Below are 15,411 nucleotides of genomic sequence, written 5' to 3' on the forward strand. Positions count from 1 at the left end.
CTCCACTAGACTGACCCTCATGGCCGCACGGAAGACCACGCACGACTCGCGCCCCTGCTCCATCGCCGACGCCCTCGCGCTGGTCGGCGAGAAGTACTCCCTGCTCGTCCTGCGCGAGGTCTGCCTGGGCAACGGCCGCTTCGACCAGCTGGTGCGCAACACCGGCGCCCCGCGCGACATCCTGGCCACCCGGCTGCGCCGGCTCGTGGACGCCGGGATCCTCACCAAGCGCGTCTACAGCGAGCGCCCCCAGCGCTTCGAGTACCGGCCCACACAGGCGGGGCTGGAGCTGGAGCCGGTCCTGATGACCCTGAAGGAATGGGGCGACCGCCACATCCGGGGCGGCGCCGACCTGCCCATGGCCGTCGAGCACAGCTGCGGCAGCGAACTCGTCCCGGTCGTCACCTGCCGGGCCTGCGGCGAAGAGGTCCGCCACGAGGACCTCACGGCCCACCCCCAGGCCCCGGGGTGGACGCTCACGGGGCCCGTCCCGGCCCGACAGCCCTCATAGTCGAAGCGCAGGTCGGGCAGGCTGGTACCCCTCCCTGGGTATCGAGACCACGATCTCCGCTCCGTCGTCGGCGCCCGCGAGTTCCTCGCCGACGGCGAGGCCGTACGTCGGGGCCGTCTTCCCGAACGCACGGTGGCGGCTGACCGTGACAAGGGTGTCGACGGTGAGCTCGTTGAAACGCTTGCCGTGCTCGGTGACGATCAGATCGGTCACCGGTCGCGCCCCGGCGCCCCGATCAGGGGATCGGTCGCAAGAAGCTGGTGCGTTTCCCGACGGGAAGCACACCGGCCACGGCCGTCGGGCATTTGCCCAGCGGCCTCCTTCTCCCGCTCGCGCCGCTTCGCCTCGGCTGCACCCCTGCCGGCCCGCACCGCGTCGCCCCCGGCCTCATCGGCGGCATCGTCGGCCGCATACGCCGCGTCCCCGCCACCGGTGGCCGCTTCGGCTACACCGCCTGCTGCTCCAACGCCTTGCAGCGGACCCGCGTGTCGCGCCGCCGCCCGGGCCCGCTACGCTGCCCTCGTCATTTGGCCACTTCTTTACCCGACAGCACTGGACGCATTACCTTCATGTCTTGGTTCGAATCCCTCATCCTCGGACTCGTCCAGGGGCTGACCGAATTCCTGCCCGTCTCCTCCAGCGCACATCTGCGGCTGACCGCCGCGTTCTCCGGGTGGGAGGACCCCGGCGCGGCCTTCACGGCGATCACCCAGATCGGTACGGAGACCGCCGTACTGATCTACTTTCGCAAGGACATCGGGCGCATCGTCTCGGCCTGGTTCCGGTCGCTGTTCGACAAGGCGATGCGCCGGGACCACGACGCACAGCTGGGCTGGTTGGTGATCGTCGGCTCGATACCGATCGGCGTGCTGGGTCTGACGCTCAAGGACCAGATCGAGGGCCCGTTCCGGGATCTGCGCGTCACCGCGACGATGCTGATCGTGATCGGCCTGGTCATCGGTGTCGCCGACCGGCTGGCGGCCCTCGACGAGACCGGCGGCCGGCACCGGGCGCCCAAGCAGCGCAAGTCCCTGCAGGACCTGGGCGTCAAGGACGGCCTGGTCTTCGGCCTGTGCCAGGCCTGCGCCCTGGTCCCCGGCGTCTCCCGCTCCGGCGCGACCATCAGCGGTGGCCTGTTCATGGGCTACCGGCGCGAGGCCGCGGCCCGCTACTCGTTCCTCCTCGCCGTCCCGGCGGTGCTCGCCTCGGGCGCGTTCGAGGTGAAGGACTCGGTGAGCGAGGGCCATGTGGCCTGGGGCCCGACCCTGTTCGCGACGGCCATCGCGTTCGCGTCGGGATACGCGGTGATCGCCTGGTTCATGAAGTGGATCTCCCACAAGAGCTTCATGCCGTTCGTCTGGTACCGCGTGGCCCTCGGCATCGTCATCATCGCCCTGGTCGCGGCGGGCGTACTGAGCCCGCACGCGGCCGAGTCGGCGAGCTGAGCGGGGTCCCGCACGGCGCACGGGCACGGTGACCAACCCCATACGTTCTGCGTAGCCGGGCGGTAGCGCAGTGTCAGTGCTTGCCCCTAGGCTGTCCGCATGTCCCCCGAATTCCCGACCTCTGGTTCCGTGCGGTCCGCCGCCGAGGTGAACGAGCAGATCCGGGCCCTCTGGCTGCGCGCGGGCGGCACCCTGTCCGCCCAAGAGCGCGAGGAGTACGAGCTGTTGGTGGTCCAGTGGGCCGCGGCGATCCGCGGGGAGGTCATCAAGGCCGCCTGAGCCGGACCGAGGCCGGACCCCTCGGTGCACCAGGGGGCAGGCTGTCGTTCGGATCATGGCGGCGTCGCGGGCCCTGCACGCGCTCCTCCAAAGGGGGCACCTCCCAGCGGCGTTGTCGTCGATCTCCGACTCCCCCGCGGCCCCGCGCGGGCCGGCCGGCAGGCGCCGATCCTCATGGCCGACCCGAACCGAACGACACCCCCTGCGCGAGCAGATGCGCCAGTGCCTCCTCAGCCACGGGATACGGCCGCTCGGGAGGCAACAGCCCGGCGGCGCACGCCCGTTCACCGGCCCACACCAGCGCGTGCACCTCCGTGACCAGCGGGGTCACGTCCTCGATCCCCCGGAGCCACTCGTCGGCGTACCGCGCCGCGGCCTCCCCGCCCAGCCCGAGCTGCAACGCCCGGTAGGGCAGCGGATTGTGCTGCAGATCCCGCTCGGGATCCCACTGGACACGCGTCGGCGACTGCCTCAACTCCCGCTTCCAGGCCGCCTGATCAGCGTGCAGCCCGCGCACATAGTGCGACAGGCAGGCATGGCCGAGGGCCCACTCGAATCCCGCGCGGTCGATCTCGACGGCGAGCACGGTCTCCTGCCCCTCCTCGGTGCCTCAGCCGCAGCGGTACATCATCCAGAGGATGGCCGGCTTGATCCAGGTCATCCGGTCCCGTTTCCACGCCTCCGGGAACCGGCCGTCGCGAGCGGCGGGGTGGCCGATCTCCGGGCGGTAGGCCTGGTAGACGGTGAGGGTGGAGTCCGTGTAGCGGGCGCGGATGCGGAACTTCGGCTCGGGCGTCGTGGGCGTGGCGCCGGCTTGATCTTGGTGCATGCGCCCAGGTTCCGCCCTGTGTCACGTCCGTACCACCGAATAACCCCGTTCATCCTCTTGGCACTTCACCCGCCATGCCCAACACTGTGCCGATGACCCAGCGCGCGGAGCTCGCGACCGTGATCGACCGGCTGGCCGTGGACGAGGTGATCACCGCGTACGCCGTGGCGGTGGACGACGGCGACTGGACGGCGTACCGGCGGCTGTTCACACCGGACGGCCGCGCCGACTACCGCTCGTCGGGCGGCATCGAGGGCCCCGCGCCCGGGATCGCCGACTGGCTCGCCGAGAACCTGGCCCTGTTCCCCATGCGACAGCATCTGATCGTCAACCGCCGGATCCGCTTCGGCGCCCTGGACCACGACACGGGCGACACCGCTCGGGTCCAGGCCGACTACCTCAACCCGATGCGGTTCACGGCCGCCGACACCCCCATGCCACCGGACCTGGTGTGCGGCGGCCGCTACGACTTCGGGCTCGTGCGCACGGCGGAGGGCTGGCGCCTGCACCGGGTGACGGTCGAGGAGAAGTGGCGCAGCCTTTCGGCCGAGGCGACCACGGCCCCGCGGGGAGGCTCTTCGGGCCCCCTGTCCTAGATCGCTCCCCCGGCGCACACTGGACGTGGAGGCCGGGTAGGGAGGGTCCACATGAGGACGATCGATCACTGGCTCACCTCCCCCTGGCGCCGCTCGGCCGTCGCCGCCCTCGCCGGAGCCCTGCCCGTACTGGCCTTCCCCGCCCCCTCCCTCTGGTGGTTCGCCTACGTCGCCCTGGTCCCCTGGATCCTGCTGGCCCGCTCGGCGCCGACCGGGCGGCGGGCCGCGTACGACGGCTGGAGCGGCGGCTTCGGCTTTCTGCTGGCCGTGCACCACTGGCTGCTGCCGAGCCTGACCGTGTTCCTGTTCGTGATCGCCGCCCTGCTGGGCGCGCTTTGGGCGCCCTGGGGCTGGCTGGTGCGCCGCTTCCTGGGCGGGCGGCCCACCGCGGGCCGGGGCGGCTCCGCGCTGCTGGTGCTGCCGTCGGCCTGGCTGGCGGTGGAGCTGGTGCGGTCCTGGCAGGGCCTCGGCGGGCCGTGGGGCATGCTCGGTGCCAGCCAGTGGCAGGTCCCGCCCGCGCTGCGGCTGGCCTCGGTCGGCGGGGTGTGGCTGCTCAGCTTCCTGATCGTGGCCGTGAACGTGGCGGCGGCCGTGCTGGTCTCGGTGCGCGAGGCGCGGGTACCGGCGGTGGCCTCGCTGGTCGCCACGGCCGCCGCGACCTCCGCCGCATGGGCGTGGGCGCCGCGCCCGGAGGTGGACGGGCACGTCCGGATCGCCGTCGTACAGCCGGGAATCATGGACGGCGGCGACAGGCGGTTCGACCGCGAGGAGCAGCTGACCCGGCAGCTGGCCGGGCAGGACGTCGGCCTGGTCGTGTGGGGTGAGTCCAGCATCGGCTTCGACCTGGGCGACCGGCCCGACCTGGCCCGCCGGATCGCCGCGCTGTCCCGGACGGTCGGCGCGGATGTGCTGGTCAACGTGGACGCCCGCCGCTCCGACCGGCCCGGCATCTACAAGAGCTCGGTGCTGATCGGCCCGAACGGCCCGACGGGCGACCGGTACGACAAGATGCGGCTGGTGCCGTTCGGCGAGTACATACCGGCCCGTTCGCTGCTCGGCTGGGCCACCTCCGTCGGCAGGGCGGCCGGTGAGGACCGCAGGCGGGGCACCCGGCAGGTCGTGATGGACGTCGGGCACGGGCTGCGGATCGGCCCGCTGATCTGTTTCGAGACCGCGTTCCCCGACATGAGCCGGCATCTGGCCGAGGACGGCGCGGACGTTCTGGTCGGCCAGTCCGCCACCTCCACCTTCCAGGGCAGCTGGGCGCCGGAGCAGCACGCCTCGCTGGGCGCGCTGCGCGCCGCCGAGACCGGCCGCCCGATGGTGCACGCGACCCTCACCGGGGTCTCGGCGGTCTACGGGCCGGGCGGGCAGCGCCTTGGCCCCTCGCTCGGGACCGGCGCGAGCACGGCGCGCGTGTACGACGTACCGCTGGCGCACGGTGTCACGCCGTACGTCCGCTACGGCGACTGGCCGGTGGGCGGCGCCCTGCTGGTGCTGGCCACGCTGGGCGCGGCCGAGGGGGCGCGGGCGCTCAGGCTGCGGCGGAGCGGTCCCGAACCGCTCGTACCAGCCGCTCGCACAGCTCATGGGTCGCCAGTGCGTCCCGGGCGCTGAGCACCTTGCCCGCGCGCACCGCGTCGAGGAATGCGAGGACCGCCTGCTCGATGCCGCGCTGGCGGGCCACCGGCACCCAGTCGCCACGCCGGCGCACGGTCGGCTGGCCCTTGTGGTCGATCACCTCGGCGAGGTTGAGCACCTGGCGCTTGGTGTCCTGGCCGGAGACCTCCAGGATCTCCTCGGCGGAGCCGCTGAGCCGGTTCATCACACCGAGCGCGGTGAAGCCGTCCCCGGCGAGCTGGAGCACGACGTGGTGCAGCAGCCCGCCTACGGTCCGGGCGCGCACGGTCACGTCGTCGACCGTGCCCGGCACCAGCCAGCGCAGGGTGTCGACGACATGGATGAAGTCGTCCAGGATCATCGAGCGCGGTTCCTCGGGCAGCCCGATCCGGTTCTTCTGCATGAGGATCAGCTCGCGCGGATGGTCCAGGCACTGTGTGTAACCGGGGGCGTAGCGGCGGTTGAAGCCGACGAAGAGGGACACCGCGCGTTCTTCGGCGAGGTCCACCAGCCGTTCGGAATCGGCCAGTTCGTAGGCCAGCGGTTTGTCCACGTACGTCGGTACGCCCGCCTGGAGGAGCCGGGTGACGATCTCGGGGTGGACGGCGGTCGGTGCGTGCACGAAGGCCGCGTCGAGGCCGGTGGCGAGCAGCGAGTCGAGCGTGGTGTGCCGCCGCTCCTCCGGCAGGTGGAGGCTGCCCGCGACCCGGCCGAGGGTGGCGGGGGTCCGGGTCTGGAGGTGGAGGTCGATCCCGGGCTGTGTGGCCAGCACCGGCAGGTAGGCCTTCTGCGCGATGTCTCCGAGTCCGATGCAGCCGACCTTCACGTGTGCTCCCTGTCTCGCCCGCCCGTGTGTGCTTCCCCGGCAGCATACGGGCGCCTCCCGCCGGCCCTGCCGTCGAAGGCCGCGGGAGCCGGAAAACCGCTGGTGGGGCGGCCGGGGCCGGGGGAGGATACGGGGCATGACGACGACCGAACGCCGAGAGCCCGAGCAGACCGCCGGTGAACGCGCCATGCTGGAGGGCTGGTTGGAGTACCACCGGCAGACACTGGCCGCCAAGTGCGCGGGGCTGACGGACGAGCAGTTGCGCACCGCGGCCGTGCCGCCCTCCGAGCTGTCGCTCCTCGGGCTGGTACGGCACCTGGCCGAGTGCGAGCGCGGCTGGTTCCGCAAGGTGCTGACGGGCGACGACCCGGGGCCGATCTACTACACCGCCGAGGACGAGGACGGCGACTTCCATGTCACCGAGGCCGACACCTGGCAGGAGGCGTACGCGACCTGGCAGGCGGAGATCGAGACCGCCCGGCGCAACGCGGCCGGCTTCGGGCTCGACGATCTGTCCCGGGGGAAGAGCAGGTTCACGGACACACCGTTCAACCTGCGCTGGATCTACACCCACATGATCGAGGAGTACGCCCGGCACAACGGCCACGCCGACCTGATCCGCGAGCGGATCGACGGCGCCACCGGCGACTGAACGTCACCTTCGGCACTCCGGAACCCTCCGTACGGGGCACGAGATCACCCGTGCGGGGGCATCGACCTCGGCACCTTCGTGCCAACGCGGGCGCCGACCCAGCAGAGTTGCCCGGGTGCATCGAACGACCACCACCGCAGCGCTCCTCGTCACCGTGGCCCTCTCGGCCCTCTCCGGCTGCGTGACGGTGCCGCGCCCGGCGACTCCCGCACCGCCGCCGGACACGGTCCCAGCACTGCCGACGGCACCGCGGCCGGACGGCAGCGTGGCGCCCCGGGTGATCCAGGCCCCGGCCCAACAGGCCCTCGAAATGGCAGGCGCGCCGCGGCGTCCGAAGCACAGGAAGCCCGCTGCCCCACGGCACACGGCGGAGGCCGCACCGACCGCACCCCGGCCACGCGCGGCCGAGCCCGCTCCCCCGCGCCCGCGCGCCCACCGCGAGCACCCGTACCGCTCCCCGCGCACCGACACCCCCGGCTTCTCCGGCCCGGCCCCGCAGACCCCGGACGTCTGCGCCCTGGGCCGGGAGTACGGCGGCTGGCAGGGGGACAGCCCGGCGGCACGGATCTGCGAGCAGACGTACGGCCGCTGACCGCGGGGTCTCAGGGACACCGCCTACTCCCCCAGCCGCAGTTCCAGTCGCGTGATGGCGGCCCGGACCCCGTCGCCGTAGCGGTCGTCGGACAGGGCACCCGCGGCGCGGCGGGCGCGGCGCACATGGGTGCGTGCGGCCTCCGCCCGGCCGAGCTTCACATAGTCGGCGGCGAGATTGAGATGCAGGGAGGGAAGGAAGCCGCGGACTCCCGCCGGCTCGCCGTCGGCGCTGTCGCCGCCATCGTCGGCGAGTTCCTCGGCCGCCGACAACGCCCGCAGGTCCCAGGCCAGTTCGTCCCCGGGGTCGTCCTGGGTGTCGGCGAGATAGTGGGCCAGCGTGCACCGGTGCAGCGGGGCTCCCGACTCCCCGATCTCCGCCCACAGTGCGAGGAAGCGAGTGCGGGCCTCCTCGCGGTCGCCGCCGTGGTGCAGCATCACGACCTGCCCGATCCGCGTCAGCACGGCATCCGGTGCCACCTGCTCCTGCCGCTCCGCCACCGCGTCCTCCGGGCACTCGTCGACTGTCCGGTCCGACGCTAACCGGCCACGACGGCAATCCCGGGCAGGCGGCCCCGTACGGCACGGGACCGCCCGTACGGCCGGTCAGCCCTTCAGGTTCGGGATGGTCCAGTCGATCGCCTCATGACCCTGCGCCGCGATCGCGTCGTTGATCTGGGTGAACGGGTGGGAGCCGAAGAACTTCTTCGCGGACAGCGGCGAGGGGTGCGCGCCCTTGACCACCACGTGCCGGGTCTCGTCGATCAGGGGCAGCTTCTTCTGCGCGTAGTTGCCCCACAGGACGAAGACCGCCGGGTCCGGGCGCGAGTCCACCGCGCGGATCACGGCGTCGGTGAACTTCTCCCAGCCCTTGCCCTTGTGCGAGTTGGCCTCGCCGGCCCGGACGGTGAGGACCGCGTTGAGCAGCAGGACGCCCTGCTCGGCCCACGGCATCAGATAGCCGTTGTCCGGGACGGGCAGGCCAAGCTCCTCCTGCATCTCCTTGTAGATGTTCCGCAGTGAGGGCGGGGTCTTCACGCCCGGGCGGACCGAGAAGCACAGGCCGTGGCCCTGGCCCTCGCCGTGGTAGGGGTCCTGGCCGAGGACGAGGACCTTGACCTTGTCGTACGGCGTGGCGTCCAGCGCGGCGAAGACCTCGTCGCGCGGCGGATAGACGGGACCCTGCGCCCGCTCCTCCTCGACGAACTCGGCCAGCTCCTTGAAGTAGGGCTGCTGGAGTTCGTCGCCCAGAACCCCGCGCCAGGATTCGGGCAGCATGGCGATGTCGGTCACGTCAACGTCCTCACGGTGTCGATCAATTGCGGCCGAAGCCGACGTGCGGTCACTTCCAGGCTTCAGAACCTACAGGCGACCACTGACAACGGGCACATGAAGACCGGTTCACCAGCTGGTCTTGCGGTGCAGCGTCCACATCATCATGATCGTCGACGGGTCCAGGGCCTGCTCGCCGCCGGAGATGTCGTCGCTGGCCGCGACGTACTGCCGGCCCTGCCACAGCGGGATCAGCCGGGCGTCGTTCACCATGATCTGCTGAGCCTGCTCCAGGTCCTTCACGGTCTGGGCGCGGTCACTCTCCGCGCGCGAGTGCGGCAGCAGTTTGTCGGTGATCTCCTTGGCCTGGTACGGCGTGCCGAGCGCGTTGTGCTCGCCGACGAACGGGGCGATGAAGTTGTCGGCGTCGGGGAAGTCCGGGAACCAGCCGCGGCCGAACACCGGGTACGCGCCGTTCTGGTAGCCCACCACGAACGTCTTCCAGGGGCGGCCCTGGAGCGTGATGGTGAACAGCCCGGAGGCCTCCAGCTGCCGCTTCAGCTCCTGGAACATCAGGGCGGTCTCGGAGCCGTAGCGGTCGGTGGTGTACCAGAGGGTGAGCGGGACGCGCTGGTGGATGCCCGCGTCGGTGAGGATCTTCGCGGCCTTGGGGACGCTCGGGTCGCCGTAGTCGTCGAAGAAGCCGGTGGTGTGGGCGGTCAGGCCCTTGGGGACCATCGAGTACAGCGGGTCGACGGTGTCCTTGTAGACCTTGTGCGCGATGGCGGCCCGGTCGACGAGCTGGGCGACGGCCTTGCGGACGGCGGGCTCCCTGGCCCAGGGGTCCTTGGGGTTGAACACGAGGTAGCTGATGTCGGTGCCCGCGCCGTCGACCAGTTGCAGGTTGGCGTTTCCGTGCTGCTGGAGGGTGAGGATGTCGTCGGCGGCGAGGCCGCGGTAGGTGACGTCGATCCGCTTGTCGCGCAGTGCCTTGACCATCTCGGCCGAGTCCTGGAAGTAGCGGATGGTCACCGCGTCGTTCTGCCGCTCGGCGAAGCCGTTGTAGCTGCCGTTGGCGGCGAGGACGGCCTGCTTGCCCTCCGTGTAGGAGCGCAGGGTGTACGGCCCGGAGCCGTTGACCGCGGTGTCCTTGCGCAGGGAGCGCGCCGGGTAGTCGTTCGGGTCGACGATCGACATGGCGGGGGTGGCCAGCACGAACGGGAAGGTGGCGTCGGGCTGGTTGAGGTGGAAGACGATCTCGCGGTCACCGAGCGCCTGCACCCGGTCCAGGCTGCCGAGCAGTCCGGCGGGGCCGCCGGGGGCGCTGATCGTGCGGATGCGGTCGATGGAGTACTTGACGGCGTTCGCGTTCAGCGGGTCGCCGTCGGAGAACTTCAGGCCCGAGCGCAGCTCGCAGCGGTACGTACGGCTGCCGGAGTCGGTGAAGGAGCAGCTCCGGGCGGCGTCGGGCTGCGGGGTGGTGGCGCCGTTCGGATAGGCGAGGAGCGTCTGGTAGATGTTCCGGTACAGCTCCCAGGAACCGTCCCAGGCGCCCGCCGGGTCCAGCGTGCTGGGCGCGCTGGTGGTGCCGACGACGATGGGGCCCTTGCCGTCACCGCTGCCGCCGGACAGCATTCCGCAGCCGGCCGTCAGAGACAGGGACGCGATCGCCGCGACGACACGCAGGCTTCGGTTCCGGTTGAACACGCGCACGCTCCTCGATCCGCCGTACCAAGGGTCGGCAGACCATACCGCAGCGTTCGATCCTCTGAACCTCTCCTGGGACAAGGGCTCTTGATCAAAAAAGCGGTGATCAAGCGGTGTCGAATCGATGACGACGTTGTCAGTCCGCTGTGCGGACCCGATGAGCGTTCCGGGCGCCGATCCGTCCGAAAATCGGCGCCCGGACCGTGGCTCAGCCCACGCCGGCGTTGAGGAAGATGCCGCCGTCCACGACGAGTGTCTGACCGGTGATCCAGTCGGACTGCGCGGAGGTGAGGAAGGCCGCGGCCCCGCCGATGTCGGAGGGCACGCCGAGCCGCGCGAGCGGGTAGGAGGCGGCGGCCTCCTCCTCCCGGCCCTCGTACAGGGCCTGCGCGAACTTGGTCTTCACGACGGCCGGGGCGATCGCGTTGACCCGCACCTTCGGCGCGAACTCGTGCGCCAGCTGCTGGGTCAGGTTGATCATCGCGGCCTTGCTGACGCCGTAGGCGCCGATGAACGGCGAGGGCGCGAGGCCCGCGACCGAGGCGATGTTGACGATCGCGCCGCCGTTGTCCTTCTGCCAGGCGTGCCAGGTCTTCTGGGCGAAGCCGAGCGCGGAGATCACGTTGGTCTCGAAGACCTTGCGGGCGACGTCCAGGTCGAGGTCCGCGATGGGCCCGAACACCGGGTTGGTGCCCGCGTTGTTCACCAGGTGGTCGAGGCGGCCGAAGGCCTCCATGGTGCGCTCGACGGCCTCGGCCTGGTGGGCGAGGTCGTGCGCCTTGCCGGCGACGCCGATGACGCGTTCGGCGCCGAGCTTCTCGACGGCCTCCTTGAGGGCGTCCTCGTTGCGGCCGGTGATGCACACGCGGTCGCCGCGGGCGACCAGTGCCTCGGCGACGCCGTAGCCGATGCCGCGGCTCGCGCCCGTGACGAGGGCGACCTTGCCGGACAGCTCCGGGAGTTCAGTCATGTCGATGTGTCCCCAGGTCCTCAGCGTTGCTTAGTCGAGCGGTCCGCCGGCCACGTACAGCACCTGGCCGGAGACGAAGCCGGCCGCCTCGCCGGTGAAGAAGGCGATGGCGTTGGCGATGTCCTCGGGCTCGCCGACGCGCTGCACCGGGATCGCGCCCGCGGCGGCCTTCTTGAAGTCCTCGAAGTCCATCTTGACGCGGTCGGCGGTGGCCTTGGTCATCTCGGTGGCGATGAAGCCGGGGGCGACGGCGTTGGCGGTGATGCCGAACTTGCCCAGCTCGATGGCGAGGGTCTTGGTGAAGCCCTGGAGACCGGCCTTGGCGGCGGAGTAGTTGGCCTGGCCGCGGTTGCCGAGCGCGGAGGACGAGGACAGGTTGACCACACGGCCGAAGCCCGCCTCGACCATGTGCTTCTGGACGGCCTTGGTCATCAGGAACGAGCCGCGCAGGTGCACGTTCAGGACGGTGTCCCAGTCGGAGACGCTCATCTTGAACAGCAGGTTGTCACGGAGCACGCCCGCGTTGTTGACGAGGATCGTCGGGGCGCCCAGCTCCTCGACGATCCGGGCGACGGCCGCCTCGACCTGCGTCTCGTCGGAGACGTCCGCGCCGACCGCGATCGCCTTGCCGCCGGCGGCGGTGATCTTCTCGACGGTGTCCTTGCAGGCGGCCTCGTCGAGGTCGATCACGGCGACCGCGCGACCCTCGGCGGCCAGCCGTACGGCGGTGGCGGCGCCGATGCCGCGCGCCGCGCCGGTGACGACCGCGACCCGCTGTTCAGTGGTGGACATTGCTTCTCCTCGCCCTTGAGAGAACCTGGCGGGGCCCTCGGCGGGAGAGCCCCTCGTGCGGTGAGCGACCGCTTAGTACCTTCAGTACAGGTGACGCTAGAAGCCCTGGCACCCGGTGTCAACGCCACACCGGGTGCGTGTGATCCATTACCTCACCAGAAGGTCGAGCAGGCGCTCGGTCTCGGCCGCCGGGTCGGTGGTCAGCCCGGTGTGCACCGGGCCGGGCTGGACGACGGTGGAACGGGGCGCGATCAGCCAGCGGAAGCGGCGCCCGGCGTCGTCCCGGGCGGCCTGCCCGGCTCCTTCGCCGCCCGCGCAGTGCAGCTCGACCGCGCCGAGCGCGGCCCGGATCCCGGCCACGTCGGCCGCCGGGTCGAGGGCGAGCAGCCGGGCCTCGTCCAGATGGGTGCGGGCGCCGACGTAGGCCGTGGCCCGGCTGTAGACGACCACGCCCGCGTTGACGCACTCACCGCGCTCCACGCGCGGGACGATCCGCAGCAGGGCGTACTCGAACACGTCCCGGTCGCCGCCCTGGCCCGCCCGCGTGATGTGCCGCTCGACGACGTGCCCGGCCATGTGGATGTGGGTCTCGCTCACTTGCCCTCCTGGGAGCCGGAACCGGCGCTGGAGCCGGAGCCGATGCCGGTGATGCGCTCGGCGATGACGGCCGCGCGGGCGAGCAGCGGCCGTGCGTACGCCCGGCGCAGGTCGTCCGGGGTGTCGAAGCCGGGCTCGTCGGCGAGCCAGGCGTCGGGGATCTCGGCGGTGACCTCGGCGAGCAGGTCCTCGGTGACCCGCGGCGCGAGGTCGGCCGCGGCGGCGGCGACGTCCGGGGCGAACCGGGCGAGGGTGTGGTCGCCGGCGTCGTAGGGGCGGGCCGCGGAGGCCTCGGCGGAGGGCCAGTTGTGGTGCCAGATCATCGTCGCGCCGTGGTCGATGAGCCACAGCTCGCCCCGGTGCACGAGGAGGTTCGGATTGCGCCAGGAGCGGTCCACGTTGTTGATCAGCGCGTCGAACCAGACGATCCGGCCGGCCTCCTCGGGGCTCACCGGGAAGGCGAGCGGGTCGAAGCCGAGGGCGCCGGAGAGGAAGTCCATGCCAAGGTTGACGCCGCCGCTGGACCGCAGCAGGTCCTGCACCTGCTGCTCGGGCTCGCCGAGTCCGAGCACGGAGTCCAGCTCGACGGTGACCAGCCGGGGCATCCGGAATCCGAGGCGCCGGGCGAGCTCGCCGCACACCACCTCGGCGACCAGGGTCTTGCGGCCCTGTCCGGCTCCGGTGAACTTGATGACATACGTCGCGTAGCCGTCGGCGCCGGCGGCCTCGACGAGCCCCGGCAGCGAGCCGCCCTCACGCAGCGGCGTGATGTAGCGGGTCGCGGTGACTTCCTTGAGCATCGACCCAGGCTACTGGGGCGAGGCTGACAGCTCATGGACAGCTCCGGCTTACGGCCGTCTCATGTCCCGGCCGCAAGGATCCGGGTGCCCGGCTGAACGGGTGGTGCCCGGGCGCCGTACCCCTGGACGGATCACGAGAAGCTCCGCGGAAGGGAAATCCACATGACCACCGCATCGCCCCAGCCGTCGGCCGGACCGGCCCGCCGTACCGTCGTGACGGCGGCCGGAGCGGCGGGTCTCGCCGCCGCGCTGACCGCCTGCGGTTCGAGCGACGACAGCTCGTCCAGCACGACCGGCAGCGGATCCGGATCGACCGGTACGACGGGCTCGACCGGGTCCGGCGCCGCCACCGGCGGGGCGTCCGCGTCCTCCGGGGCGTCCCAGAACGGCGGCGGCACCGCGCTCGCCAGGACCAGCGACATCCCCGAGGGCGGCGGCAAGATCTTCAAGGACCAGGGCGTGGTCGTGACCCAGCCGACGGCGGGCACGTTCAAGGCGTTCTCGGCCAAGTGCACCCACCAGGGGTGCGCGGTGGGCAGCGTGTCGGGCGGCGTCATCGTCTGCCCCTGTCACAACAGCCACTTCTCGGTCGCGGACGGCAGCGTGAAGCAGGGTCCGGCGACGCAGCCGCTGGCCGCCGAGAAGATCAGCGTCTCGGGCGAGAACATCACGCTGGCCTGAGCCGGTTCAGCCGCGCCCGCGTGGCCGTTGCAGGCAGCCGAGCACCTCGTCGGTGGTCGCGACCGTGGCGACCAGCGCGAGGGTGTGCCGGATCATCGCGGGAGTGTACTCGGCGGGCACTCCCGCGACCGCGTCGGCCGGGACGACGACGGTGTAGCCGAGGTTGACCGCGTCGAACACCGCGTTGGGTATCGCCACGTTGGCGGAGACCCCGGTGACGACCAGCGTGCGGCAGCCGAGGTTGCGCAGCAGGGCGTCGACCTCCGTGCCGTGCACCGGGGACAGCCCGTGCAGCCGTCGTACGACGATGTCCTCCTCGGTGACCTCGATCGGCGGCGCGACCCGCACGGCGGTGCTGCCCGCCAGCTGCCGCACCGCAAGCCGCTCGGCGGCCCGGAACAGCCGGGCGTTGCGGCTCGCGCCCCGGCCGTCCGGGCGGCGCTCGGCGATGGCGTGGATCACCTGGACCCCGCTGTGGTGGGCGGCGGCGACCAGCCGGGCGACGTTGCGCAGGGCACCGGAGGAGCGCGCCTCGCGGGCGAGTTCGGGCAGCGCGCTGTCCGGGCCGACGACCCCCTGCTGGCACTCCACGGTGAGCAGGACGGTGCTCGCGGGATCGAGGAGTTCGCTGAGCTGTGCGTGCGACGGCATACCCATTTCCTTTTCTGACGAGATGTCAGAGGATCACCGGGACACGATAGTTCGCCGACACGGCGTGGGAGAAGAGGGGGCCGCATGACCGTGACCGAACAGCGCCGGGGCCGCAGGATCATGATGACGCCCGGTGAGCTGGACACGTTCCTCACCGCACAGCGCACCTGCCGGGTGGCGACCGTCTCGGCGGACGGCGCGCCGCACGTCAGCGCACTGTGGTTCGCCTGGGACGGCACCTCGCTGTGGCTGTACTCGGTGGTGCGCAGCAGGCGCTGGACCCAGCTGTGCCGCGATCCGCGCGTGGCCGTGGTGGTCGACTCGGGCGAGGAGTACGACCAGTTGCGCGGGGTCGAGCTGGCCGGCCGGGTGGAGTTCGTGGGCGAGGCGCCCCGTACGGGCGAGCTGTGCGCCGAACTCGACACGGCCGAGACGCTGTTCGCGCGGAAGAACTTCGGCCTGGACGAGATGCCGCACGACGGCCGGCACGCCTGGGTCCGGCTGACCCCGGAGAAGATCGTCTCCTGGGACTTCACGAAGCTGGGCGCGGCGTAGGGCAGTTGGGCGCTACGCACGCCCGGCGGGCGGGCGG

At 71.6% G+C, this 15,411-nt stretch carries 19 protein-coding genes and 1 pseudogene; 9 read left to right on the forward strand and 11 right to left on the reverse strand.

The features are described 5' to 3' along the window. The first annotated feature begins 19 nt into the window (after positions 1 to 19). A complete protein-coding gene (locus tag BIV25_RS42550; protein WP_071377946.1) occupies positions 20 to 511 on the forward strand; it encodes a helix-turn-helix domain-containing protein in 492 nt (163 codons plus the stop codon). Here the strand turns inward: BIV25_RS42550 and BIV25_RS42555 are convergent. After that, positions 506 to 724, reverse strand: coding sequence for a hypothetical protein (locus tag BIV25_RS42555; RefSeq protein ID WP_071377947.1), 219 nt, complete (start codon positions 722 to 724; stop codon positions 506 to 508). The genes BIV25_RS42550 and BIV25_RS42555 overlap by 6 nt on opposite strands. Before the next feature lie 356 nt (positions 725 to 1,080). Between BIV25_RS42555 and BIV25_RS42560 the strand changes: the two genes are divergently transcribed. After that, complete coding sequence (locus BIV25_RS42560) at positions 1,081 to 1,956, forward strand: undecaprenyl-diphosphate phosphatase (RefSeq protein WP_071377948.1); 876 nt, start codon at positions 1,081 to 1,083, stop codon at positions 1,954 to 1,956. A 99-nt stretch (positions 1,957 to 2,055) separates the two neighbouring features. Continuing rightward, positions 2,056 to 2,235 (forward strand): hypothetical protein, encoded by a 180-nt coding sequence (locus tag BIV25_RS48600; protein ID WP_079173002.1) that lies wholly within the window; start codon positions 2,056 to 2,058, stop codon positions 2,233 to 2,235. Positions 2,236 to 2,407: 172 nt separating this feature from the next. On the opposite strand, the pseudogene BIV25_RS42565 reads toward BIV25_RS48600, so the two are convergent. Continuing rightward, positions 2,408 to 3,064 (reverse strand): annotated as a pseudogene (locus tag BIV25_RS42565) (DUF4291 domain-containing protein). Positions 3,065 to 3,156: 92 nt separating this feature from the next. Between BIV25_RS42565 and BIV25_RS42570 the strand changes: the two are divergent. Beyond that, the gene (locus BIV25_RS42570; RefSeq protein WP_071378016.1) at positions 3,157 to 3,660 is read left to right on the forward strand and encodes a nuclear transport factor 2 family protein; all 504 of its coding nucleotides are present in this window, start codon (positions 3,157 to 3,159) and stop codon (positions 3,658 to 3,660) included. A gap of 51 nt (positions 3,661 to 3,711) precedes the next feature. After that, a complete protein-coding gene (lnt, locus tag BIV25_RS42575; RefSeq protein WP_071377949.1) occupies positions 3,712 to 5,277 on the forward strand; it encodes an apolipoprotein N-acyltransferase in 1,566 nt (521 codons plus the stop codon). Here the strand turns inward: lnt and BIV25_RS42580 are convergent. After that, on the reverse strand, positions 5,195 to 6,106 hold the full coding sequence (locus tag BIV25_RS42580) for a Gfo/Idh/MocA family protein (protein WP_071377950.1): 912 nt from the start codon (positions 6,104 to 6,106) through the stop codon (positions 5,195 to 5,197). The two genes, lnt and BIV25_RS42580, sit on opposite strands and share 83 nt — an antisense overlap. Before the next feature lie 136 nt (positions 6,107 to 6,242). Between BIV25_RS42580 and BIV25_RS42585 the strand changes: the two genes are divergently transcribed. Both BIV25_RS42585 and BIV25_RS42590 read left to right on the forward strand, forming a co-directional pair. Continuing rightward, complete coding sequence (locus BIV25_RS42585; protein WP_071377951.1) at positions 6,243 to 6,758, forward strand: DinB family protein; 516 nt, start codon at positions 6,243 to 6,245, stop codon at positions 6,756 to 6,758. Between the two features lie 115 nt (positions 6,759 to 6,873). Beyond that, a complete protein-coding gene (locus tag BIV25_RS42590) occupies positions 6,874 to 7,350 on the forward strand; it encodes a hypothetical protein (RefSeq protein ID WP_071377952.1) in 477 nt (158 codons plus the stop codon). A 23-nt stretch (positions 7,351 to 7,373) separates the two neighbouring features. Here the strand turns inward: BIV25_RS42590 and BIV25_RS42595 are convergent, their stop codons facing one another. The 7 genes from BIV25_RS42595 to BIV25_RS42625 form a co-directional block, all read right to left on the reverse strand. Then, positions 7,374 to 7,850 (reverse strand): hypothetical protein, encoded by a 477-nt coding sequence (locus BIV25_RS42595; RefSeq protein WP_071377953.1) that lies wholly within the window; start codon positions 7,848 to 7,850, stop codon positions 7,374 to 7,376. 105 nt (positions 7,851 to 7,955) lie between these two features. Then, entirely contained in the window at positions 7,956 to 8,642 is a 687-nt protein-coding gene (ung, locus tag BIV25_RS42600) for a uracil-DNA glycosylase (protein ID WP_071377954.1), read from the reverse strand. A gap of 108 nt (positions 8,643 to 8,750) precedes the next feature. Then, positions 8,751 to 10,328: an ABC transporter substrate-binding protein gene (locus BIV25_RS42605; protein ID WP_071377955.1), complete on the reverse strand. Its 1,578-nt coding sequence runs from the start codon at positions 10,326 to 10,328 to the stop codon at positions 8,751 to 8,753. A 208-nt stretch (positions 10,329 to 10,536) separates the two neighbouring features. Further along, a complete protein-coding gene (locus BIV25_RS42610; RefSeq protein ID WP_071377956.1) occupies positions 10,537 to 11,298 on the reverse strand; it encodes an SDR family oxidoreductase in 762 nt (253 codons plus the stop codon). Positions 11,299 to 11,328: 30 nt separating this feature from the next. After that, positions 11,329 to 12,090: a 3-oxoacyl-ACP reductase FabG gene (fabG, locus tag BIV25_RS42615; RefSeq protein WP_071377957.1), complete on the reverse strand. Its 762-nt coding sequence runs from the start codon at positions 12,088 to 12,090 to the stop codon at positions 11,329 to 11,331. A 147-nt stretch (positions 12,091 to 12,237) separates the two neighbouring features. Then, a complete protein-coding gene (locus BIV25_RS42620; RefSeq protein ID WP_071377958.1) occupies positions 12,238 to 12,687 on the reverse strand; it encodes a DUF3037 domain-containing protein in 450 nt (149 codons plus the stop codon). Further along, positions 12,684 to 13,487 (reverse strand): HipA family kinase, encoded by an 804-nt coding sequence (locus BIV25_RS42625; RefSeq protein WP_071377959.1) that lies wholly within the window; start codon positions 13,485 to 13,487, stop codon positions 12,684 to 12,686. The genes BIV25_RS42620 and BIV25_RS42625 overlap by 4 nt, the downstream gene beginning before the upstream one ends. Positions 13,488 to 13,649: 162 nt before the next feature. Here BIV25_RS42625 and BIV25_RS42630 point away from each other — a divergent pair, with 162 nt between their 5' ends. Continuing rightward, positions 13,650 to 14,168: a Rieske (2Fe-2S) protein gene (locus BIV25_RS42630; protein ID WP_071377960.1), complete on the forward strand. Its 519-nt coding sequence runs from the start codon at positions 13,650 to 13,652 to the stop codon at positions 14,166 to 14,168. Positions 14,169 to 14,174: 6 nt separating this feature from the next. On the opposite strand, the gene BIV25_RS42635 is transcribed toward BIV25_RS42630, so the two are convergent. Then, positions 14,175 to 14,819: a cysteine hydrolase gene (locus BIV25_RS42635; protein WP_071377961.1), complete on the reverse strand. Its 645-nt coding sequence runs from the start codon at positions 14,817 to 14,819 to the stop codon at positions 14,175 to 14,177. Between the two features lie 84 nt (positions 14,820 to 14,903). Between BIV25_RS42635 and BIV25_RS42640 the strand changes: the two genes are divergently transcribed. Then, positions 14,904 to 15,374: a pyridoxamine 5'-phosphate oxidase family protein gene (locus BIV25_RS42640; RefSeq protein ID WP_071377962.1), complete on the forward strand. Its 471-nt coding sequence runs from the start codon at positions 14,904 to 14,906 to the stop codon at positions 15,372 to 15,374. Positions 15,375 to 15,411: the final 37 nt, after the last annotated feature.

Source organism: Streptomyces sp. MUSC 14 (assembly GCF_001866675.1).
GTDB lineage: Bacteria > Actinomycetota > Actinomycetes > Streptomycetales > Streptomycetaceae > Streptomyces.